Source organism: Algibacter sp. YIN40, from assembly GCF_057219435.1.
Genome location: NZ_JBXVVC010000001.1, coordinates 1,502,790 through 1,525,834, shown reverse-complemented (window position 1 = coordinate 1,525,834; position 23,045 = coordinate 1,502,790). Strand labels below are relative to the sequence as shown.

The window sequence follows — 23,045 nt, the reverse complement described above, 5'->3', positions numbered from 1 at the left end:
ATGCAGGTATTAGTTTTAAATTCTGGAAGTTCTTCATTAAAATTTCAATTATTCTCTATGCCAGATGAAAACGTTCTCTGTTCTGGATTAATTGAACGCATTGGCTTTATAGATTCAAAATTCACGTTTAAAACTAAAAGCGATACCATAAAAGTAACGCAACCAATTCCTAATCACAAAACTGCATTAGAATTGCTTTCGAAGCAGTTATTGGATAAAAATACTGGAATAATAAAGTCTACGGACGCTATTGAGATTGTTGGGCATCGTGTAGTTCATGGTGGCAAACATTTTAGTAATACAACTGAAATCACCGAAGCCGTTAAAGAGAAAATAGAGGCATTATCTTCACTTGCTCCTTTGCATAATCCTGCAAACTTAGAAGGCATCGAAGTTGCTGAAACTATATTTCCAAATGCAAAACAAGTAGCTGTATTTGACACTGCGTTTCATCAAACTATTCCAGAATATGCATATAAATATGCGATTCCAAATGAGTTTTCAGATAAACATAATATTCGATTGTATGGATTTCATGGCACGAGTCATAAATATGTGTCTGAAAAAGCTATTGCCTTTTTAAGTAAACAAAATTCGAAAATTATAACCATTCACCTAGGAAACGGTTGTAGTATGACCGCCATTAAAGATGGCAAAAGTATTGATCATTCTCTTGGATTCTCTCCTGTTAGCGGATTAATAATGGGTACGCGGTCTGGAGATATAGACCCATCCATAATTTTTTATTTGTCTAAAAGATTCAACTATACACTGGATGAAATCAATACCTTACTTCAAAAGAAAAGTGGCATGCTTGGGTTAACTGGTTATAGCGATTTAAGAGATATTCAATCTGAAGCTGAAAATGGTAACAAAGCTTGTCAATTAGCCCTAGAAATGAATACCTATAGAATAAAAAAATATATAGGTAGTTATGCCGCCATTTTAAACGGATTGGATGCTATTGTGTTTACAGCTGGAATTGGTGAAAATTCCAGTTTGATGCGTGAATTAGTCTGTAATAATTTAGATTTTTTAGGTATTGATTTAGATACTGATAAAAACAAATTACGAGCAAATGCAATCAGAGCAATTAACACTGTAGATTCAAAAGTTCAAATATTAGTGATTCCTACAAACGAAGAATTAGAAATTGCGAAACAATCTGTAAAGCTATTCGAAAATTAATTTGCCTGTATAAAGCTGTTCCACTTCAACTACTGGTGGTGTGTTTTTTGAAATTAAATCTCCAGTACCTCTCAAAACACCTTTAAGTGATTGCTGAGGATTCACAATCATATCATTACTACTTCTGTGGGATATAGTAACATTTTGTGCTATCAAATTTTCGCCTTCAAAACGACTTGATCCAGAAAAGAATCCAATATTTAAGTTTTCAGTACTTCCAGAAACAAAACAATTAGACAGGTTATTGAAAGTCAAACTAAACGAATTATTATCAATTTGCAATCTAAAATTACCACTTGTAAAAGAATCTGGTGCTCCAAAATCCTCAGACAAAATGGTTAAACTAGGATAGGTTAAAACACCATCTGAACTTATATCATACTGGGTAGAGCTTCTAATTTCTGTAATATTAGGAGCCGTTACAGATACTTTTGTAATACCATAACCTCGCACATAATTACAGGTATTATTATCCGTAAGTATTAATCTATTCCCTTCAACTACTGCACTCACATCATTTAATAAATTATCACCAGTTTCTATAATTACTTTTTGCTCAGCGCCATCTTTAACTATTAATTCAATATCTCGATTAACTAATATTTTATCAAACGAAGTTACTGTCACTTCACTTTGAATAGTGCTTCCTGTTTTCTGAAAGCAATCACCTGTGCTTTCACTATCGCAAGTAAAAAGCAATAAAAACGATAAAATATAAATTAGTCTTTTCATCTTTTTGTCATAATCTTACTCCCACTCCAAACTCAACAGCTTCAGCCTTAAAAGCATGCGACTTTAGGGTTAAGGCTCCAAACCATTTTTTGCCAAAATATCTCTTTAAACCAACTCTTACAAAAGTGCGTCCTTCAAAATCAAATGGATAATAAATATAGTACCCAAATTGCGTAACAAGAGAGGTTCTATTCATAAACAATTCATGACCCGCAATTAAACTAACCCGTTTATGGTCTTCATCTCCAGAAACGTTTTCTTCAGGAAATGATACACTTCTGTAATAGATATACTCTTTTAAAAAATTTGAAAAGAATATATCGGCTCCTAGTTGCAATGAACTCTTTCTGTTAATTCGCTTATCTACATAAGCTGATAAAGTATAAAATGCAAACTGACCGCTTCCTACTACATCACTTTCGTTAACCCCAGTTCTAAATGCAAAATTATACTTTATAGGTTCGGTAAACTTCCTATCATTTTCATCAAGTGTATATTGATATTCTGGTTCATCTTCATCCAAACTATAGGTTAGTCCAATATTATAGGTAATAGAATTTATACTCGTATTTGGTGCTCTTACATTGGCATTGGAGTAATGAATTAATGATAGTCCAGCCTGAAATCCAAATTTATCGAACAAGCGTTCCTTCTTATAATTTATCATTATGTATGTACTGCTCATGAGTTTAGAACCAAATGCATTATTTCTAAAGTTATCAAGTTTATCGTAAGGATTTGTTGTTAATGCTAAACCTTGGCCTACACGCATCATTAAGTTTCTTTTAAAGAAATAAAAATTATAATGTGCGTAAATTGAATAATTCTTCCCTAAGACTTCATTTTTTAGGTTTTGGTATGCAAAAGAAAACCCATAATCAGGATAGTTATACCGTTGTTCCCAAGCATTAAAACCATACGTTTTTTTATTCCAACTTAAAACAAAACCTTCTGGATGGCCCTTTATTAAATGGAGAATATCATTATTATGAAGTGCTATATTGCCCTTAAAATAATTAAGGTCGAAATACGATGTGTGTTCTTTTTCTTGTGAAAAGGAAATACCGAAACAAATACAAAGAAAGCAGGTTAAAAAAAACTTCATTTATGGGTTAACATATTGTGCAAAAGTAGTGCAATAATAATTAAAACAATTCTGAAGCTATCGCTTTAATATTATCACTTTTTCCCATAGAATAATAATGCAGCACTGGAACACCATAATCTAATAATTCTTTAGACTGCTTTATTCCCCATTCTATTCCAACTTGTCTTACTGCTTTGTTATCCTTACAGTTTTCAACAGCTTGAATTAATTCTTCGGGAACATCAATTTTGAATACTTGTGGTAATATTTGTAAATGGCGCTTCACTGCAATTGGTTTAATACCCGGGATAATTGGCACATTAATCCCCGCGGCTTTAGCAGCCTCAACGAACTCAAAATACTTCTGATTATCAAAAAACATTTGAGTTACTACGTAATCTGCTCCAGCATCCACCTTTTCTTTTAATCTTTTTAAATCGGTTTGTAAAGAAGGGGCTTCCATATGCTTTTCGGGATAACCTGCAACACCAATGCAAAAGTCTGATTTATGCTCAGATTCTACAACGTCATGAAGGTACTTACCTAAATTCATACTCTGAATCTGATCAACTAACTGAGTAGCATACTTATGTCCCCCTTTAGAAGCTTCAAAATATTTTTGATGACTCATAGCATCACCACGTAACGCCATAACATTGTCAATACCTAGGTAATGACAATCTACCAATAAATATTCTGTTTCCTCTCTGGTAAATCCGCCACACAAAACATGCGGTACCGTATCCACATTATACTTGTGCTTTATCGCAGCACAAATGCCAACCGTCCCTGGACGCATACGGGTTATTTTTCTATCTAAAAGCCCTTCGCCTTTATCAATATAAATATACTGTTCTCTAGATGTGGTTACATCAATAAATGGCGGATTAAATTCCATTAACGGATCAATATTATTATATAATTCCTGTATACTTCTGCCTTTTTGTGGTGGTATAATTTCAAATGAAAAAAGGGCTTTACCTTTCGATTGTGCTATGTGATCTGTTACTTTCATTCCCCTAAATCCCTAAATGGGACTTTTTATTAGTTAATATTATTTTTATTTCTTGGGCGTTACCACAAGGGTCGCGCTTTACGTTATATCTTTTTACGTTTGTTCTCGATATAAATTTGCTCATACTTCACAAACTCACTCGAACTGACACTCAAAAAAAAGATACCACTGCAATCGCAAACGCATTATTCTTCTGCCAACGTTGGATGCAACCACTTTCTAGCTTTCTCTTTGGTTATGCCCTTTCTAGTGGCATAATCAGTGACTTGACCGTCAGTAATTTTACCTAAACCAAAATATTTAGCTTCAGGGTTTCCAAAATAATACCCCGATACTGCAGCTGCCGGCCACATGGCAAAACTTTCTGTTAGCGTTACACCAATTAATTTTTCAACCTCTAACAATTCCCAAATAGTTTCCTTTTCCAAATGGTCAGGACACGCAGGATAACCTGGTGCTGGACGAATACCTTTATAGCTTTCTTTTATTAAATCTTGATTCGTTAAATCCTCATTTGCGGCGTAACCCCAATGCTTCATTCTTACTTGCTTATGTAAATATTCTGCGAAAGCTTCGGCAAATCGATCTGCAATGGCTTGTGCCATTATCGCATTATAATCATCTTCTTTAGCTCTATAACTATCGGCTAATTCTTGTGCTCCAAAAACACCCACACAAAACGCACCCATATAATCGGTTGTTCCTGTTTCTTTTGGAGCTACAAAATCCGCTAAAGCATGATTAGGAATACCTTCTCGCTTTTTCAATTGCTGGCGCAAAGTTCTAAAAACAGCAATTTCTTTTCCTTTTTTCTGAACTGAAATATCATCTTCATTTATCGAATTAGCTTCAAACAGACCAAAAACCGCCTTAGGTTTCAACAATTGTTTTGCTACTATTAGTTGAACCATCTCTTGCGCATCTTCAAACAACTGCGTCGCGTGTTCACCAACTACATCATCTTTTAAAATATCTGGATATTTACCATGTAAGTCCCAGCTTCTAAAAAACGGGCTCCAATCTATAAACGGTAATAATTCTTTTAAACTTAATTGTTTCAATATCTGAACACCGAGCTCTTTAGGCTTTATAATTTCAGAAGTTTCCCAATTAATTTTATATTTTCTTTTTCGTGCTTCATCAATAGAAATATATGTTTTCTCCTTACCTCGTTTTAAAAATTTGGTTCGGAATTCATCATAATCTTTCTTCATTTTGGCTACATAGGCATGCGATGATTTCTTATTTAATAAATCGCCAACAACCGTTACCGCTCTTGAGGCATCATTCACATGAACCACTGCACTTTTGTACTGAGTATCAATCTTTACTGCGGTATGGGCTTTAGAGGTTGTAGCTCCACCAATTAGCAAAGGCACTTCAAAGTTTTTATTTTGCATTTCCTTTGCTAAATAAACCATTTCGTCTAATGAAGGTGTTATTAAACCAGAGAGTCCAATAGCATCTACACGCTCACTTATTGCTATCTCAATAATCTTTTCAGGTGGCACCATTACTCCTAAATCAACTATTTCGTAGTTGTTACATGCTAACACCACACTCACAATATTTTTACCAATATCATGTACATCACCTTTTACAGTTGCCATTAATATTTTACCAACAGGCTCTTGTTTATCGCCTTTTTCAGCTTCAATAAACGGATTCAAATAACCCACTGCTTTTTTCATAACACGAGCAGATTTTACTACTTGAGGCAAAAACATTTTTCCAGCGCCAAACAAATCACCAACTACATTCATTCCAATCATTAAATGACCTTCAATAACCTCAATTGGTTTTTCGGCTTCTTGTCTCGCTAATTCAACATCTTCTATAATATAGGCATCAATACCTTTTACTAAAGCATGTGTAATTCTATCTTGTAATGGATTTTCTCTCCATGATAAATCCAATCCTTTTTCAACTTTCGAGCCTTTAACAGTTTCAGCTAAGTCTAATAAGCGTTCAGTAGCATCGTCACGTCTATCTAAAATAACATCTTCAACATGTTCTAATAAATCTTTCGGAATATCATCGTAAACCTCCAATAACGCAGGATTTACAATACCCATATTCATACCTGCCTGAATAGCATGGTATAAAAACACCGAGTGCATCGCTTCACGAACACCATCATTTCCTCTAAATGAAAATGACACATTACTTACGCCACCACTTACACTTACATTCTTTAAATTTTGACGTACCCAACGAGTGGCTTCAATAAAATCGATAGCATTTCTTCTGTGCTCCTCCATACCTGTGGCAACAGGAAATATATTTAAATCAAAAATAATATCTTCAGATGGGAAGCCTACTTTGTTAACCAAAACATCGTAAGAGCGTTTTGCGATTTCAATACGACGTTCATAATTATCAGCTTGTCCTACTTCATCAAAAGCCATAACAATTACAGCAGCACCGTAGCGCTTAATTTGTTTTGCTTCCCAAATAAATTTTTCTTCGCCTTCTTTTAACGAAATAGAATTCACCACACATTTTCCTTGTACCACTTTAAGTCCAGCTTCAATAATTTCCCATTTGGAACTATCAATCATAATAGGCACTCTACAAATATCAGGTTCTGCGGCGATTAAATTCAAAAAACGAATCATCGCCTCTTTTCCATCAATCAAACCATCATCAAAATTAATATCGATAATTTGTGCGCCACCGTCTACTTGATGACGAGCAATATCTAAGGCTTCATCAAATTTTTCTTCTTTTATTAATCGAAGAAATTTTCGAGACCCTGCAACATTAGTTCGCTCTCCTACATTTATAAAATTGCTGTTTTCGTTTAAAACCAAAGGTTCTAAACCAGACAATTTCATGTATTTGGTTTGTTTTATTTTCATTATTTATAATGCTCTACTATTGGAAATGGATTATAATAATGATGTAATAATGCCTTCCATTCTTGATATTCATCTGATTGTCTGAAACCAATTTCATGGTCTTCAAGCGTTTGCCAATTAACTAATAAAATATATTTATCGGCTTGTTCAACACACTTCTTTAATTGGTGTGATATATAACCATTCATTGAAGCAATAATCTTTTCTGCCTTTTGAAAATTGGTTTCAAAAGCTTTAGACATTCCTTCTTCTATATTTAATATGGCTACTTCTAGAATCATAACTTCAATTTATGAGATTTCTGCCTCCGCAAGAATGACAGTTCGTGGTTTATATTTGGCGGCAATATCAGCAATCACTCGAATATGCTCTGGATTTGTTCCACAGCAACCGCCAATAATATTAATTAAATCCTTTTTTAAATATTCTTCTATTTGCTCGCCCATTTCTTCTGGCGTTTCATCATACTCGCCAAAAGCATTTGGCAAACCAGCGTTTGGGTGTGCTGAAATTGCAAAGTCTGTTTTATTGGCAATCGCCTCTAAATGAGGTTGCAATAAATTTGCTCCTAAAGCACAATTAAATCCAACAGATAATAATGGGATATGTGATACAGAAATTAAAAATGCTTCTGCTGTTTGACCTGACAAGGTTCTTCCAGAAGCATCCGTAATTGTTCCGCTTAACATAATTGGAATATCGATGTTGCGTTCATCTTTCACTTCCTCTATTGCGAACAAAGCTGCTTTTGCATTCAACGTATCAAAAACCGTTTCTACCAATAATAAATCTGCACCACCGTCAACTAAAGCCTCTACTTGTTGTTTGTATGCTATTCGTAATTCATCAAAAGTTACGGCGCGATATCCAGGATCGTTCACATCAGGTGACATACTTGCAGTTCGATTTGTTGGTCCAATAGAACCTGCTACAAAACGTGGTTTATAAGGTTCTTTTAATGTAAACTCATTAGCAACTTCCTTCGCGATTTTAGCTGATTCATAATTCAATTCATATACCAAATCTTCCATTTGGTAATCAGCCATAGCAATGGTCGTTCCTGAAAAGGTATTGGTTTCAACAATATCTGCACCAGCTTCAAAATATTTACCATGAATAGTTTTAATAGCTTTTGGTTGTGTAATAGACAACAGGTCGTTATTACCTTGCAAAGGCGTTGGATAATCTTTAAAGCGTTCGCCTCTAAAATCTTCTTCAGCGAATTTATAAGCTTGAAGCATGGTACCCATAGCGCCATCTAAAACCAAAATTCGCTCCTGTAAAGCTTTATGTATATTCGACATTTATATATTTGTTATCTAAAATGTCATCAAGAAAAGTAGGAATTTACTTTTCGTTATCTTTCTAACACATTACTGCATTAGTAGAATTTAGCACCTTCTTTAAAGATAAAGGGTTGCCAAGGTTTCTACGGGTCTAATCCCTCAACCTTTCTTGATAACATTTAGTACGTTTATGAACTGTGGACAAAAATAATAACTAAATCTTTCTTATCCTTAAAAATCTATAACTTTATTCGAATAGAGAGGACGACAAATATCGATCGCCTCTATCGCAAATAATTGCAACAATTACGCCTTCTTCAATTTGTTCTGCAATCTTCAAAGCACAAAACACAGAACCACCACTACTCATACCAGCAAAAACACCTTCTACTTTTGCTAAATTTATAGTTGTTGCTTTGGCATCTTCTGCTGTAACGTCGACCACAATATCAACTTTCTTTGGATCAAAAAACTTCGGCACATAATCTGGAGACCATTTTCTAATACCTGGAATTCTGGCACCTTCAGCAGGCTGTGCTCCTACTATCGTAACATTTGTGTTCTGTTCTTTTAAATATGTTGAAACGCCGGTAATGGTTCCCGTTGTTCCCATGGCAGAAACAAAATGTGTTATTTTTCCATTAGTTGTCTTCCAAATTTCAGGACCAGTTGTTTTATAATGCGCTTTCCAATTATCATCGTTTTCAAACTGATTTAGTAAAGTGTACCCTTTTTCATCACGAAGTTTAAAAGCCACATCTCTAGAACCTTCAATCCCAATATCAGCAGGGGTTAAAATAACTTCTGCTCCATATGCACGCATGGTTTTAACACGCTCTTCTGTTGAATTCTCAGGCATGACAAGTACCATATTCAACCCTAAAAGTTTCGAAATAAAAGCCAAGGCAATCCCTGTATTTCCACTAGTAGCTTCAACCAGAGTGCCTCCTTTTTTGACATCTCCTCGTTTTAGAGCCTCATTAATCATATTAAAAGCAGGACGGTCTTTTACACTGCCTCCCGGGTTATTCCCTTCTAACTTTAAAAACAATCTAACACCTTCTTTCTTCAAAAGATGCGTTGCTTCAACTAGTGGTGTATTCCCAATCTGACCAATAATACTATTTTCGAATTCCATTCTTCTTAGGTCTTACTTTTATTTCTGTTTGGTAGGTTACTAAAGAATCTTTTGGAACAGATTCAGTTATCCAAACATTAGCACCAATAATGCTATTGGCACCAATGGATATATCGCCTCCCAAAATAGTAGCGTTAGCATAAATGCACACATTATCTTCTATTGTTGGATGCCGTTTTGTTGAAGCTAAGCTTTTAGCTACTGAAATACCGCCCAAAGTCACCCCTTGATACATCTTCACATCTTTTCCAATTATCGAGGTTTCGCCAATTACAATCCCCGTGCCGTGATCAATATAAAACGACTCACCAATTGTCGCCCCTGGATGAATATCGATACCTGTAATCCCATGTATATATTCACTCATCATTCTAGGCAAAATATAAACATTCAGTTTGTGTAATGCATTACTTAATCTGTAAATAGATATCGCGTAAAACCCAGGATAAGCCATATAAATCTCGGCTAATGAATGAGACGCTGGGTCATTTTTTTCAAAAGCAATAGCATCTAAGTCTAGTTTTTTTCTGATTTCAGGAAGTTCGTTCTTAAAACTTTCCCAAAGCACTTCTCCATTTTCTATTTCTAATTTAGACAGTATTTTTAGAAAGGTTTTTTCTAAATATTCGCCATGCTCTTCTTCTTGCTCACAATCGAACAACGAATAAAACAAACGCTTAGTGAAGGTTTTAGCTGTATCTTTTAGGCAAACGTTATAGCTTTTCATTTGTTAAATATGAAATCCTACAAGGTTAATAAACTTGCAGGATTATAAATTTATATTTCATTTACTGACTACAAATATAAGTCCTTTTATAACTAGTTAATAGCTTGAACAACCGCTTTTGGTGCTTCTTTTCTTGAACCATCGAAACCATCAATTCCGCTTACGGTTGTATATTTTAACACTAATCTTTTTCCTGGATTGATAATTCTATAAGCAGCTTGACACATTAAAGTTGCCTCATGGAAACCACATAAAATCAATTTTAATTTCTCAGGATAGGTGTTCACATCTCCAATGGCAAAAATTCCTGGAATATTTGTTTGATAATTTAATGAGTTATCTACTTTAATAGCATTCTTTTCAATATCTAATCCCCAGTTTCCAATAGGACCTAATTTAGGTGACAAACCAAATAGTGGAATGAAATGGTCGGTTTCTAATTGAAACGCCTCACCTTCTTTTGGAGTCACGGTAACCGTTTCAATCTTTCCATTCCCATGTAGCTCTGTAACCTCAGCTGGTGTTATTAATTTAATTTTACCAGATTTTGTCAATTCACCTACTTTCTCTACAGAATCTAAAGCACCTCTAAATTCATTTCTTCTGTGAATTAAAGTTACCTCTGATGCCACATCTGTTAGAAAGATACTCCAATCTAATGCAGAATCTCCTCCTCCAGAAATTACGACTTTCTTATCTCGGTAAAATTCTGGATCCTTAATAATATATTCTACACCATTATCTTCATAATCTGTAATCCTTTCAATGGCTGGTTTTCTAGGCTCAAAAGAGCCTAAACCGCCTGCAATAGCTACTATTGGTGCATGATGTTTTGTTCCTTTATTTGTTGTTACAATAAAAGAACCATCTTCTTGCTTTTCTATAGTTTCAGCTCGTTCACCTAATGTAAATCCAGGCTCGAATTGTTTACCTTGCTCTAGTAAGTTTTTAGTTAGATCGCCCGCTAATATTTCAGGAAATCCAGGAATATCATAAATTGGTTTTTTAGGGTAAATCTCAGAACATTGCCCACCTGGTTGTGGTAATGCATCAATTAAATGACATTTTAATTTCAATAATCCTGCTTCAAAAACAGTGAATAAACCTGTTGGCCCAGCCCCTATGATAAGTATATCAGTCTTAATCATTTTATACTTCTTTTTTTGCAATTAATCCTTTAGTGAATTCGTTTAGTGTTTCCACTTTTTCTTCAAAATCACCTTTTATTGTTTTTCTATACTCGTTTAAATTCTTCACTAAATCGTCTACGTTTTCAGGAATTACATCCTCGAAAAACTGACGTAATCGTTTAGCAGTTGTTGGTGATTTTCCATTAGTACTTATCGCTACTTTTACATTACCTTTTGTTACGATCCCTCCCATATAAAAATCGCAATATGGTGGATTATCTGCAACGTTTACCAATTTAGCTTCTGCCCTACAATCTTTCCAAACCTGAACATTTACTTCGGGTATGTCTGTCGTTGCTACAACTATATGCTTGCCAATTAAATATTTTTTTTTGTAAACATCTTCAAATAATGTTACACAACCCTTTTTAGCAAGTTCTATAGTACCTTCTCTATACATGGGAGACACCATAGTTACCTGAGCATCTGGACTCGATTTTAATAAGAACGTTAATTTTTCTTCAGCTACATTTCCACCGCCAACTATAAGAACACTTAAGCTTTTAGCTTTCAAAAATATAGGATATAAATTATTTCTTTCCATAATTTAGTTCCTAGCTACTTCACTATAAATAGAAGTTAATACTGCTCTTTCTTTAACCACTTCTCCAATAATAATAATAGCTGGGTTCGCTAATTGCTTTTCTTTAACTATCTTTTCAATTGTTTTAATTGTTCCAATCCCAACATTTTCATTGGCTCTTGTTCCATTTTGAATTATCGCCACCGAAGTATTCTGCTTATTTTCTTCTAAAAAAATCCTAACAATTTCGCTTAGTTTACTCATTCCCATCAAAATGACTACGGTTGCAGTCGATTTAGCTGCGAGAGCAACATCCGTTGATAATTGATGATTTTTAGTAGTTCCCGTAATCACCCAAAAACTTTCTGAAGCACCCCGCTTTGTTAACGGAATTCCTTGATATGCTGGAACTGCCATGGATGATGAAATTCCCGGCACAATAAAGGTTTCCAAACCAAACTGCCTTACATAATCTATTTCCTCTGCACCGCGTCCAAAAATAAACGGATCACCTCCTTTTAATCTTACAACATGACCTTTTTCTTTGGCCTTAGAAACGATTAATTCATTAATTTGTTTCTGTTGAAAAGCATAACACCCCTTTCGTTTACCTACAAAAATTAGCTCTGTATTCTCTGGAGCATATTTTAACAAGGATTCGTTAATGAGTGCATCATACAGAATGACTTCTGCAGATTTAATAGCCTTAATAGCTTTTAAGGTAATTAAATCTTCATCACCTGGACCTGCGCCTACAACAGTTAACTTTGGAATTATTATACTCATTACTCTGTATTAAACCGCTTTCTTTGTTAAAGTTGATGTTTCTAATTCTCTAAAAACTCTTACTTTTTGCAAAAAACCATTAGCATTTTCGATATAATTTGAAGCAAATTCCTCAGTTGGTGCAAATTTATTAATTTGATATATCAGTTCTGAAAAAGAACTTCCTAAATCTATTCTTTTACTTTCAACAAACAATTCATCAAACTGACTTATAATTCCAGCATGTGTATTTGTTTTCTTGTTTTCGGCTAATAACAAAGCTTTTGCGGAATTCACTAGTGAACTATAAGCATGATAAATAGCGCTCGAATATACTTTGTTATCAAAAGATTCTTTCGCATTTTCAATCTTCTCTTCACTTTCTAAAAACAATGTAGCTATTAAATCAATTACAACACCTGCACATTCTCCAATACCAATCTCTTTAACATACTTTTCTTCTTCTCCCCAATCAATAAAATCGGCTTGAGTTAAATTAGTGACATCTTGTAAATCATTTAAGAAATCGTAGAAATACTTTTCTCCTTTTTCTTTATAGTATTCAACAAATTGTTTTCCGCAGGCATGCGCTTCAAAATCATTTAAGATTCTTCGCAAAGCTTCTGGCCCTCTCTTACTTGGCACTTTTACAACTTTATCTGCAAAAGCCCCATTACCATCACCTAGATTACCTCCACCTAACAAAACTTGTAATGCAGGCGCTACTAATTTATCTGGTGTACGAACAGACATACCTTGGAAACCAATATTAGCCATATTGTGTTGACCACAGGCATTCATACAGCCACTAATCTTTATAACTAAATCTTCGTTATTTAAATATTGAGGATACTCTGCTTTAATTACACGTTCTAACTCATCGGCAATTCCTGTGCTACTTGCAATTCCCAAATTACAAGTATCTGTACCAGGGCATGCCGTAATATCTACCGCCTTATTATAACCCGCCTCAACAAAACCTAATTTTTCTAACTCAGTGTAGAAAAATGGCACTAATTCTCTTTTTACAAAAGGAATTACAATGTTTTGGCGTAATGATAACCTGATTTCTCCTGCAGCATATTTTTCAACTAAATCTGCTAATAAACGTGCTTTATCTGTATAAAAATCTCCTAATAACACTTTGATGCCAATTGCCACATGTCCCTCTTGCTTTTGAGGAATAATATTGGTCGATTTCCAAGTTTCAAAGGCTTGTTGATCTTTGATTGTTACTTCTGGAACAACTTCAAGTTCAACTGGAACTGAAGGTTCATAAGCATCTGCATCAATCGCAACCGATTTAAACTCTATAGCATTTTGCTCTTCTTCTACTAGTGCTTTAAACGCATCAAGCCCAATATCCTTTAATAAGAATTTCATTCTAGCTTTAGCTCGACTTTTACGTTCTCCATGGCGATCAAAAATTCTTAAAACACCTTCCATTACTGGAATTATTTTATCTGTTTCTAAGAAATCATATAGCACATCGGCATGTCGTGGCTGAGATCCTAGACCTCCACCAATCAATACTTTAAATCCACGAACACCATTTTCGATTTTTGCGATGAATCCTAAATCGTGCATGTATGATAATCCAGTATCTTCATCAGAAGAAGAAAAAGACACTTTGAATTTACGTCCCATTTCCTGACAAATTGGGTTTCGTAAAAAGAACTTGAATAATGCATCTGCATAAGGTGACACATCAAATGGTTCATCAACATCGATACCAGCTGTTTCACTTGCTGTCACGTTTCTTACCGTGTTACCACAAGCTTCACGCAAGGTCACATCATCACGCTCTAATTCTGCCCACAATTCTGGTGTTCTATTTAAATCGACATAATGTATTTGAATATCTTGTCTCGTTGTAATATGCAAACGACCACGAGAATATTCATCAGAAACATCAGAAATTCTATGTAATTGATTACTCTTTACCTTTCCATAAGGTAATTTTATGCGAATCATTTGCACACCTTCTTGACGCTGCCCATAAACACCTCGAGCTAAACGAAGACTTCTAAATTTTTCTTCATCAATCTTCCCATTATTGAAAAGCTCAATTTTATTAGCTAATTCAATAATATCTTTCTCAACAACTGGGTTTTCAAATTCTGTTCTAAAACTTTGCATTTTCTTTTTTATTGGATGAAACCAGCACCAACCGTGTTGTTAGACTGTGTATCTATTATAACAAACGACCCGTTTGTTCTGTGATTTTTAAACTGATCGTAAAAAATTGGTTTGTTTAATTTGAATGTTATTGAAGCAATATCATTGATACTTAAACCAGTAATATCTTTTTCAATTCCTGAATAGTCAGGTTTGATTTTATGATTGATTCTATCAACTTTTGCTAATACCTTATTAATACCATGTTGCACAACATATTTACCACCAGGCGTTAATTCGTTTATATCCATCCAGCATACATTCGCAGTGAATTGTTTATCTATTGTAGGTAAATCCCCTTCCTTGACAATCATATCTCCACGACTTACATTGATATCATTTTCTAAAGTTATGGTTACTGAAGAGCGTCTTGAAGCTGTTTCATACTTTTCATCATAGAAATAAATATCCTTAATTTTTGATCGTGTTTTTGATGGCAAAACAATAATATCGTCACCAACACTTAAATCGCCACCATAAACTTTTCCTGCATATCCTCTATAATCATGAAACTCTTCAGTTTTTGGACGAATTACATATTGCACTGGAAAGCGTGGTGTACCTACATTAAAAATATCCGCTTTGTCTAATTGCTCTAAATGCTCTAATAAAGCTTCGCCTTTATACCAAGGCATTTTTTCAGTTTTGTTAACCACGTTATCGCCTTTTAAAGCACTAACTGGAATAAATGTTATTTTTTGATCTTGGTAATCTCTTTTGCTCATTAATTCAGAAAAATCAGCTTTTATTTTATTATAAATCTCTTCTGAATAATCGACTAAATCCATTTTATTTATCGCAACAACAACATCTTTAATTCTTAATAAATTATTGATGAAAAAATGACGATTTGTTTGCTCAATAACCCCTTTTCTAGCGTCAATTAAAATGATAGACGCTTGTGATGTTGAAGCTCCAGTTACCATGTTACGTGTGTACTCAACATGACCTGGAGTATCTGCAATTATGTAACTCTTCTTTTTTGTTGAAAAATAAATATGCGCTACATCAATGGTGATACCTTGTTCTCTTTCAGCAACTAAACCATCGGTTGCTAATGAAAAATCTAAGTAATCGTAACCCCGTTGTTTACTCGTTTTCTCTATCGCTTCTAACTTATCTGTAGTTAATGATTTTGTATCGTAAAGAATACGTCCTATCAAGGTGCTTTTTCCGTCGTCAACACTACCTGCTGTTGCTATTTTTAATACTTCCATTTTTTATAATAATGATAGGTTTTAAACCTAATTTGTATTCGTTTTAAAAGATTTCCGCCTTCGCGGAATTGACAAAATTGTATTCTAGAAATACCCCTGTTGCTTACGTTTTTCCATGGCTGCTTCAGAGCGTTTATCATCTATACGAGCGCCTCGTTCTGAAATAGTAGAATCTCTAATTTCTTCCACCACTTTAGAAATAGACACTGCTTCTGATAATACTGCGGCAGTACAACTCATGTCTCCTACAGTTCTGAATCGTACCATTTCTTCAATTACCTCTTCTTCTTTATCTCTATAAACAACACCATCTTCTGCAGACCAAATCATGCCATCTCTCATAAATACTTTACGTTTATGTGCGAAATAAATTGAAGGAATCTCTATGTTTTCTTTTTCTATATAAGACCAAACATCTAGTTCTGTCCAGTTTGAAATAGGGAATACTCGAACATTTTGACCATGATCGATTTCACCATTCAACATATCAAATAATTCTGGGCGTTGGTTTTTTTCATCCCATTGACCAAAATCATCACGAACAGAGAAAATACGCTCTTTTGCTCTAGCTTTTTCTTCATCACGTCTTGCGCCTCCAATAGCTGCATCAAATTTAAACTCTTCTAAAGCATCTAAAAGTGTTGTTGTTTGCAACATATTTCTACTCGCGTAACGACCGGACTCTTCTTTTACTTTTCCTTGATCGATAGAATCTTGTACATTTCTTATAATTAATTCTAAACCTAATTCTTTAACCAAACGGTCTCTAAACTCAATAGTTTCTGGAAAGTTATGTCCCGTATCTATATGCATTAATGGAAAAGGTACTTTAGCTGGGTAGAAAGCTTTTACTGCCAACCTAACTAATGTAATTGAATCTTTTCCTCCTGAGAATAACAACACCGGTTTTTCAAACTGTGCTGCAACTTCTCGCATGATGTATATCGCTTCATTTTCAAGAGAATTGATATGCGATGTGTCTTTATTCATAATCTTGCTTAATTTGTTTTAAAATACAAATATCTCTTTTTTATCTTATTTAAGCGTGTAAACCACACTCTCTATTTTCTAATGCCTTTGTTGGATCGAAATACTTGAATTCGTTTGGTAAGTTATTCTCTTCTAAATAAGTATCTAATTTTTCATCAGACCAGAAATAGAAAGGACTTACTTTTAAAACACCATCTTTACTTACACTAAAAATACCAATACTGTTTCTAAAAGCTGTTTGCCCTTGGCGTAAGTTTGTGAACCATACTTTTGGTTTGTGCTCTTCCATTGCTCTTTTAAAAGGCTCTAACTTTACTTGCTCAGTAAATAAAGCATGCTCTGGAGCATCAATATTTGGAATTCCCATAACCACATCTCTATGCGAAGACGTTTGTTTTGGCACATATAAAGACACGTTTAAGTTCAAGTCATTTATAACCTGTTCTGCATGCTTATATGTTTGAGGCGTATTGTAACCTGTATCACACCAAACCACAGGAATATTTGCTTCCACTTCGCTTACTGCATGCAAAATAGCGGCTTCATAAGGTCTGAAATTTGTTGTAACTACTGCTTTATCATTAAGCTCAAAAGCCTTCTGAATAATTTCAGCTGGCGTCGCCTTTTTAAAGCTTTTATTTAATTCTTCTATTTGATTATCTGTTAACATTGTTCTATATATTTATTTTCCCCATTTTACCGCATTCCAAATGCGCTCGTGAAAAAAGTACAAAATTAATTTTGTTACAAAATCTACTGATGCTATAGACGCTGCAAGCGATATTCTCCCTGTTAATATATAAGAAACTAACAAAGTATCTAAAGTACCAACAACCCTCCAGCTAAGAGCTTTAGCAATACTTCTTATTGGTTTCTCATCGGTAGAATCCTCGCTGTAAGTGGTCTTTTCTTTACTTTTTAATAACATTTGCGCAATCATTTGTTGTTATTTTACATTAATCCTATCAATTTACTAGGGATTACAAATGTAAAACATTTTGTAACACAAAAAAGAGTTTTAACAACTTTTTAGAATAATGGAATATTTTAAGGATTAACTGTGAAAAATTCTCTTGAGAGGTGCGTTATTTTGAGAAATCTTTAATCGTTTATATTAGATAAATCGGCTAAAGTTGTATTTCTGAATACTTTAAGCGTACTATCTCGTACCTCAATCATCAATTTATGAACGCTACATTTATGTTCATCTGGACAATCATCACACTTTTCATAATAATTAAGACTAACACAAGGCACCATAGCAATTGGACCTTCAAGGACACGCATTACATCAGTCATTTTAATTTCTAAAGGTTCCATTCGTAAATAATAACCTCCATGTTTTCCTTTTTTTGATCCTAAAATTCCAGATTTTCTTAAGGTAAGTAAAATGCTTTCTAAAAACTTCTGTGGAATTTGTTCACTTTTAGCAATGACACTTACTTGAACGGGCAAATCGCTTTCCCTTCTGGCTATATATGTAAGTGCTTTTAACCCGTATTTCGTTTTTTTGGATAGCATGTGGCTAATATACTAATTTAAAGCTTGCTCCAAATCGGCAATAACATCATCTACATGCTCTAATCCAACAGATACTCTTACTAACCCATCTGTAATATTTACTACCAACCTATCTTCCTCTGCTAAACTGCTGTGAGTTGTACTTGCAGGATGTGTTACAATAGTTCTTGTATCTCCTAAATTGGCAGATAATGTACACATATTAATATTATTTAAAAAACTACGTCCTGCATCAATACCTCCTTTTACTTCAAAGGCAACAATATTACCCCCTAGTTTCATTTGCTTTTTAGCAACTTCGTATTGCGGATGCGATTTTAAAAATGGATATTTTACCCAATTTACTTTTGGATGGTTTTCTAAAAACTCGGCTACTTTTAAAGCATTCTCACAATGTCTATCCACTCTAACCGAAAGGGTTTCTAAACTTTTCGATAAAGTCCAAGCGTTAAAAGGAGACAAAGCAGGCCCTGTATTTCTAGCAAATAAATATATTTCTCTTATTAAGTCAGCATTTCCAACGGTAACCCCTCCTAATACGCGACCTTGACCATCCATTAATTTTGTAGCAGAATGAATCACTAAATGGGCACCATACTTTATAGGTTGCTGTATGTATGGCGTTGCAAAACAGTTATCTATTATTAAAATTAAGTTGTGCTTTTTAGCAATGTTTCCCAACAATTCTAAATCAATAATATCGATACCTGGGTTTGTAGGTGATTCAGCATATAAAATTTTAGTATTAGGTGTTATGAAACTTTCAATCGTTTCTGGCTCATTGATATTAAAATAACTTGTTGTTATATTCCATTTAGGTAAATACTTAGTAAACATTGTATGCGTTGAACCAAATACTGACCGTGCCGATACAATATGGTCACCACTATCCAAAAGCGCGGCAAATGTTGAAAAAATTGCTGCCATTCCAGTTGCAAACGCATAGCCATCTTTAGCGCCTTCCATTTTACACACTTTATCAACAAACTCAGATGTATTTGGGTTTGTAAAACGACTATATATATTACGTTGTTTTTCCTCGGTAAACGAAGCTCGCATATCCTCAGCATCTTCAAACACAAAACTGGACGTTAAATATAACGGACTAGTATGCTCTAAAAATTCTGTACGCTCTAATTGGGTACGAATGGCCTCTGTTTCGAATTGTTTTTTACTTTTACTCATTACTTTCTAAATGGTTTCGACTGCGCTCAACCTGACATTTAATTTATATGCTTAGACAATCTCAATATATCACCAAAAACACCTCTTGCAGTTACTTCTGCTCCTGCTCCTGCTCCTTGGATAACGATAGGTTGCTCACCATAAGACTCTGTAAATATTTCAAAAATAGCATCAGATCCTTTAACATGTCCTAAAGTACTATTTTCAGGAATTGACACTAGTTTTACTTCCAAATTTCCTTTATCTTGAGATAAATCACCTGATAGATCACCAACATAACGTAATACATGACAATCCTTTTGATCGTCTTTTATCTTTTGATATTGACCATCCAACACATTCAATTGTGATAAAAAGGATTCTACTGAAATATTTCGGTACGCCTCTGGTATTAAATTTAATACAGAAACATCTTCAAACTCATTTTGCAAATCTAACTCTCTGGCTAGAATTAACAGCTTTCTTGCTACATCATTTCCTGAAAAATCCTCTCTTGGATCTGGTTCAGTAAATCCTTTATCTATGGTTTCTTGAATGATTTCGCTAAACGGTTTATCCTGAATTGAAAAATTATTAAATAAATAACTTAAAGTTCCTGAGAAAACACCGCGTATTCTGGTAATGTTTTCTCCAGATTCATGTAATAGTTTAATGGTATCAATTAACGGCAAACCCGCGCCCACTGTTGTTTCGTATAAATATTCTTTATTATTTTTTTCTAATTGAACTCTTAATTCCTTATAAAAATCGTGAGAAATCGTATTTGCGATTTTATTAGATGATACTAAATCGAAACCAGCTTCTACTAACGGAATATAATTATTAAAGAACTCAGAATTTGCAGTGTTATCTACTGCAATTAGGTTTTCTAAATGATATGTTTTTGCAAAAGTGATAATATCTTCAATAGAGCTTTCTGTAGTTGTTTCATCAATTGCTTTCTTCCAATTAGCATCGACACCATTTTTGCTTAAAAGTAATTTTCTAGAATTCGCAATGGCAAAAACATTCAAATTGAGGCCTTTACGTTTTTCAATATCGTTTTTCGATTTTAAAATCTGATTTATTAAAGCGCCACCAACTCCTCCGTGACCAAAAATGGCAATGTTTATTTTTTTTGAAATTCCGAATACTTCACCATGAATTACATTCATTGCTTTATTCAATTGGCTCTTCTTAACAACTAAACTCACATTTCTACCAGTTACTGTATTATTAAATAGTAATGGCGTAATTTGATTTTTTATTAGTGCATTAAATGGTTTATGGAAAGAACTCAATTCTATTCCAATGATTGAAATAACCGAAACATCATCAACTACCTCAATTTTATTTACGTCTTGTGCATAAAAATCATTTTCAAATTCACGCTCTAAAGCTATAACTGCTTGAGTTGCTTTTTCTGCATCTATAATTAAACCTATCCCGCGTTCTGAAGATCCTTGAGAAATGATACTTACGCTAATATCTCTGTCGCTTAAAGCTTTAAATATCCTTGCATCAACGCCAATTTTGCCTAATAAACCACGTCCCTCTAAATTAAGCAACGCCACATTGTCTAAAACAGATAATGATGTTACTTCCTTTGAGCTTGGTTTTGCCGTAATTAAGGTGCCTTCATCATCTGAATTAAAGGTGTTAAGTATACGCAGATTAATATTTTTTTCAACTAACGGAATAATTGTTTTGGCATGTAAAACTGTTGTTCCAAAATTAGCTAGTTCATTAGCCTCAGCAAACGACAACTCTCTTATTTTTTGAGCATCCTCGACTAAATCTGGGTTGGCTGTATAAATACCGTTTACATGCGTATAGTTTTGCAACTCTTCGGCATCTAAATAATTAGCTATTAAAGCGGCTGTATAATTACTCCCGTTTCTTCCTAAAGTAGTGGTTTCGTTTTTAGAATTGGAAGCAATAAATCCAGCTAAAATATTAACGGTGTCGCTATTATTATTCTTAAAGTAATTCTTAACATTGTCCTTAGTTAACTGTGAAACAAGCTGTGCATTTCCAAAATTACCATCCGTTTTAATTAGCTGTCTAGTATCTGTTACTTTTGCTTTTATTCCTTTCTGATTAAGCAAACTGGAAACCAATTTTACAGATAACAATTCACCTTGTGCTAATATTTCATCTTTAGTTTTTTGACTGTAATCCCTCAATAAACTTACCCCTTCAAAGAGTTTATTTAATATTGAAAATTCTTGCGAAAAATCAATATCCTTTAAAGGTTCTTTTTGATATTGCTTAAAAGCTTCTAATGCTTCTTTATATTCTTTACCTTGTACTGATTTATTTAAAATTTCTTCTAAATCATCGGTGGCACTCCCTCTAGCAGAAACAACAACCGCTATTTTTTCGCCGTCATGTACTTTGTTTTCAATAATGGAAAGCACTTTATTCAATCCATCACCATTTGCTAAAGATTTCCCTCCAAACTTTAATACTTTCATTTTTTTCTTTTTAGAATCTGGCACAAAAATGCCTTCTACTATTTTTTCTAATTGTTGATACTCCATTAAAAACGCATCATGACCATGAACCGAATTAATTTCATTGTAAGTAACATTGGCATGTGTTACCGCCAATTGCTTATGTGTTTGCTTATTTTCTTCAGCAGTAAAGAACAAATCGGAATCAACACCAATAATATGTATGTTGGCCTCTATATCTTCTAAAACATTCAGGTCTGCTTTTCGGTTTTTAGTAACATCAATTGTTTTTAACAACTGATTCATTAATTTATAAGCTGATAATTGGAAGCGCTCTTGCAATTTTTTACCATGATGCAACAACCAACTTTCTACATTAAAAATTTCTGAATCCTCATTTTTTGAACGCTGAAATCGCTCTTTAAAAGATTCTGGAGTACGATAACAAAGCATCGCATGCATTCTAGCATCGTGAACTGGGTTTTTAGAATTCAATAAAAATTGTTCTTGTATCTGGCAATTCGCAATTAGCCAATCAGTAGATTTCCAATCGGTTGCAACCACTATTAAATGCTCTGTAAAATCAGGTTGTAAAACAGCCATTTCCCATGCAATACCACCTCCTAATGAACCACCAATAGTAGCGAAAAGCTTCGTGATTTTTAATTCTTGAAGCCCTAATAAAAAGATTTTCGCTACATCTCGAGCTACAAAATCTTTATAGTTTTCAATTACGAAACTATCGTAGCCATTTCCAGGAATGTTAAATGCTAAAACTGAATACAAATTGGTATCAATAACTTTATCAATGCCCACTAAATCTTTCCACCAACCTGTTTTACCTGCAACATTGCTATTACCAGTTAGTGCATGATTTACTAAAACTATTGGTGCCGCACCTAAAGTTTTTCCAAAAACTTGATAACTTAACTTTATCTCAGGGTAAAGCACACCTTTTTCAGTAGTGTAATTATTAATAGCTATATGTTGCAACTTGTGATTCAATT

At 34.0% G+C, this 23,045-nt stretch carries 20 protein-coding genes and 1 riboswitch; of the genes, 1 reads left to right on the top strand and 19 read right to left on the bottom strand.

The features are described 5' to 3' along the window. Positions 1–1,188 (top strand): acetate/propionate family kinase, encoded by a 1,188-nt coding sequence (locus tag AC2D6V_RS07005; protein ID WP_484647338.1) that lies wholly within the window; start codon positions 1–3, stop codon positions 1,186–1,188. Here the strand turns inward: AC2D6V_RS07005 and AC2D6V_RS07000 are convergent. The 19 genes from AC2D6V_RS07000 to thrA all read right to left on the bottom strand — a co-directional run bounded on the left by AC2D6V_RS07000 (position 1,174) and on the right by thrA (position 23,043). Then, entirely contained in the window at positions 1,174–1,920 is a 747-nt protein-coding gene (locus tag AC2D6V_RS07000; protein ID WP_484647337.1) for a head GIN domain-containing protein, read from the bottom strand. The two genes, AC2D6V_RS07005 and AC2D6V_RS07000, sit on opposite strands and share 15 nt — an antisense overlap. Positions 1,921–1,927: 7 nt before the next feature. Further along, complete coding sequence (locus tag AC2D6V_RS06995) at positions 1,928–3,025, bottom strand: acyloxyacyl hydrolase (RefSeq protein WP_484647336.1); 1,098 nt, start codon at positions 3,023–3,025, stop codon at positions 1,928–1,930. Between the two features lie 40 nt (positions 3,026–3,065). Beyond that, positions 3,066–4,022 (bottom strand): methylenetetrahydrofolate reductase [NAD(P)H], encoded by a 957-nt coding sequence (gene metF / locus AC2D6V_RS06990; protein WP_484647335.1) that lies wholly within the window; start codon positions 4,020–4,022, stop codon positions 3,066–3,068. 185 nt (positions 4,023–4,207) lie between these two features. Then, positions 4,208–6,883, bottom strand: coding sequence for a methionine synthase (gene metH, locus AC2D6V_RS06985; protein ID WP_484647334.1), 2,676 nt, complete (start codon positions 6,881–6,883; stop codon positions 4,208–4,210). Further along, complete coding sequence (locus AC2D6V_RS06980; protein WP_484647333.1) at positions 6,883–7,164, bottom strand: antibiotic biosynthesis monooxygenase family protein; 282 nt, start codon at positions 7,162–7,164, stop codon at positions 6,883–6,885. The genes metH and AC2D6V_RS06980 overlap by 1 nt, the downstream gene beginning before the upstream one ends. A gap of 9 nt (positions 7,165–7,173) precedes the next feature. Next, complete coding sequence (locus tag AC2D6V_RS06975) at positions 7,174–8,187, bottom strand: homocysteine S-methyltransferase family protein (RefSeq protein ID WP_484647332.1); 1,014 nt, start codon at positions 8,185–8,187, stop codon at positions 7,174–7,176. A 50-nt stretch (positions 8,188–8,237) separates the two neighbouring features. Further along, a riboswitch (SAM riboswitch) is annotated at positions 8,238–8,348 on the bottom strand. Positions 8,349–8,416: 68 nt separating this feature from the next. After that, positions 8,417–9,307, bottom strand: a complete 891-nt coding sequence (gene cysM, locus AC2D6V_RS06970; protein WP_484647331.1) for a cysteine synthase CysM — start codon at positions 9,305–9,307, stop codon at positions 8,417–8,419. Then, positions 9,291–10,034 carry a serine O-acetyltransferase EpsC gene (gene epsC, locus AC2D6V_RS06965; protein WP_484647330.1) on the bottom strand — a complete coding sequence of 248 codons (744 nt, stop codon included), beginning with the start codon at positions 10,032–10,034 and terminating at the stop codon, positions 9,291–9,293. The genes cysM and epsC overlap by 17 nt, the downstream gene beginning before the upstream one ends. A 92-nt stretch (positions 10,035–10,126) precedes the next feature. After that, the gene (locus tag AC2D6V_RS06960) at positions 10,127–11,182 is read right to left on the bottom strand and encodes an NAD(P)/FAD-dependent oxidoreductase (RefSeq protein WP_484647329.1); all 1,056 of its coding nucleotides are present in this window, start codon (positions 11,180–11,182) and stop codon (positions 10,127–10,129) included. Position 11,183: 1 nt separating this feature from the next. Beyond that, positions 11,184–11,768, bottom strand: coding sequence for a precorrin-2 dehydrogenase/sirohydrochlorin ferrochelatase family protein (locus tag AC2D6V_RS06955; RefSeq protein ID WP_484647328.1), 585 nt, complete (start codon positions 11,766–11,768; stop codon positions 11,184–11,186). Between the two features lie 3 nt (positions 11,769–11,771). After that, entirely contained in the window at positions 11,772–12,533 is a 762-nt protein-coding gene (gene cobA / locus AC2D6V_RS06950; RefSeq protein ID WP_484647327.1) for a uroporphyrinogen-III C-methyltransferase, read from the bottom strand. A 9-nt stretch (positions 12,534–12,542) separates the two neighbouring features. Further along, positions 12,543–14,651: a HEPN domain-containing protein gene (locus AC2D6V_RS06945; RefSeq protein ID WP_484647326.1), complete on the bottom strand. Its 2,109-nt coding sequence runs from the start codon at positions 14,649–14,651 to the stop codon at positions 12,543–12,545. Positions 14,652–14,659: 8 nt separating this feature from the next. Next, positions 14,660–15,907 (bottom strand): sulfate adenylyltransferase subunit 1, encoded by a 1,248-nt coding sequence (locus tag AC2D6V_RS06940; RefSeq protein WP_484647325.1) that lies wholly within the window; start codon positions 15,905–15,907, stop codon positions 14,660–14,662. Positions 15,908–15,991: 84 nt separating this feature from the next. Continuing rightward, entirely contained in the window at positions 15,992–16,897 is a 906-nt protein-coding gene (cysD, locus tag AC2D6V_RS06935; RefSeq protein WP_484647323.1) for a sulfate adenylyltransferase subunit CysD, read from the bottom strand. A gap of 49 nt (positions 16,898–16,946) precedes the next feature. After that, complete coding sequence (locus AC2D6V_RS06930; RefSeq protein WP_484647321.1) at positions 16,947–17,567, bottom strand: phosphoadenosine phosphosulfate reductase domain-containing protein; 621 nt, start codon at positions 17,565–17,567, stop codon at positions 16,947–16,949. Between the two features lie 12 nt (positions 17,568–17,579). Continuing rightward, entirely contained in the window at positions 17,580–17,837 is a 258-nt protein-coding gene (locus AC2D6V_RS06925; protein ID WP_298237453.1) for a DUF2061 domain-containing protein, read from the bottom strand. Positions 17,838–17,998: 161 nt separating this feature from the next. Beyond that, on the bottom strand, positions 17,999–18,418 hold the full coding sequence (locus AC2D6V_RS06920) for an RrF2 family transcriptional regulator (RefSeq protein ID WP_484647320.1): 420 nt from the start codon (positions 18,416–18,418) through the stop codon (positions 17,999–18,001). 12 nt (positions 18,419–18,430) lie between these two features. Then, positions 18,431–19,603: a trans-sulfuration enzyme family protein gene (locus tag AC2D6V_RS06915; RefSeq protein WP_484647319.1), complete on the bottom strand. Its 1,173-nt coding sequence runs from the start codon at positions 19,601–19,603 to the stop codon at positions 18,431–18,433. A 38-nt stretch (positions 19,604–19,641) separates the two neighbouring features. Continuing rightward, complete coding sequence (thrA, locus tag AC2D6V_RS06910; RefSeq protein WP_484647318.1) at positions 19,642–23,043, bottom strand: bifunctional aspartate kinase/homoserine dehydrogenase I; 3,402 nt, start codon at positions 23,041–23,043, stop codon at positions 19,642–19,644. Positions 23,044–23,045: the final 2 nt, after the last annotated feature.

Coding starts and splice junctions, on each gene's coding strand:
- AC2D6V_RS07005 (WP_484647338.1), top strand. CDS start 1: ATGCAGGTATTAGTTTTAAATTCTGGAAGTTCTTCATTAAAATTTCAA.
- AC2D6V_RS07000 (WP_484647337.1), bottom strand. CDS start 1,920: ATGAAAAGACTAATTTATATTTTATCGTTTTTATTGCTTTTTACTTGC.
- AC2D6V_RS06995 (WP_484647336.1), bottom strand. CDS start 3,025: ATGAAGTTTTTTTTAACCTGCTTTCTTTGTATTTGTTTCGGTATTTCC.
- metF (WP_484647335.1), bottom strand. CDS start 4,022: ATGAAAGTAACAGATCACATAGCACAATCGAAAGGTAAAGCCCTTTTT.
- metH (WP_484647334.1), bottom strand. CDS start 6,883: ATGAAAATAAAACAAACCAAATACATGAAATTGTCTGGTTTAGAACCT.
- AC2D6V_RS06980 (WP_484647333.1), bottom strand. CDS start 7,164: ATGATTCTAGAAGTAGCCATATTAAATATAGAAGAAGGAATGTCTAAA.
- AC2D6V_RS06975 (WP_484647332.1), bottom strand. CDS start 8,187: ATGTCGAATATACATAAAGCTTTACAGGAGCGAATTTTGGTTTTAGAT.
- cysM (WP_484647331.1), bottom strand. CDS start 9,307: ATGGAATTCGAAAATAGTATTATTGGTCAGATTGGGAATACACCACTA.
- epsC (WP_484647330.1), bottom strand. CDS start 10,034: ATGAAAAGCTATAACGTTTGCCTAAAAGATACAGCTAAAACCTTCACT.
- AC2D6V_RS06960 (WP_484647329.1), bottom strand. CDS start 11,182: ATGATTAAGACTGATATACTTATCATAGGGGCTGGGCCAACAGGTTTA.
- AC2D6V_RS06955 (WP_484647328.1), bottom strand. CDS start 11,768: ATGGAAAGAAATAATTTATATCCTATATTTTTGAAAGCTAAAAGCTTA.
- cobA (WP_484647327.1), bottom strand. CDS start 12,533: ATGAGTATAATAATTCCAAAGTTAACTGTTGTAGGCGCAGGTCCAGGT.
- AC2D6V_RS06945 (WP_484647326.1), bottom strand. CDS start 14,651: ATGCAAAGTTTTAGAACAGAATTTGAAAACCCAGTTGTTGAGAAAGAT.
- AC2D6V_RS06940 (WP_484647325.1), bottom strand. CDS start 15,907: ATGGAAGTATTAAAAATAGCAACAGCAGGTAGTGTTGACGACGGAAAA.
- cysD (WP_484647323.1), bottom strand. CDS start 16,897: ATGAATAAAGACACATCGCATATCAATTCTCTTGAAAATGAAGCGATA.
- AC2D6V_RS06930 (WP_484647321.1), bottom strand. CDS start 17,567: ATGTTAACAGATAATCAAATAGAAGAATTAAATAAAAGCTTTAAAAAG.
- AC2D6V_RS06925 (WP_298237453.1), bottom strand. CDS start 17,837: ATGATTGCGCAAATGTTATTAAAAAGTAAAGAAAAGACCACTTACAGC.
- AC2D6V_RS06920 (WP_484647320.1), bottom strand. CDS start 18,418: ATGCTATCCAAAAAAACGAAATACGGGTTAAAAGCACTTACATATATA.
- AC2D6V_RS06915 (WP_484647319.1), bottom strand. CDS start 19,603: ATGAGTAAAAGTAAAAAACAATTCGAAACAGAGGCCATTCGTACCCAA.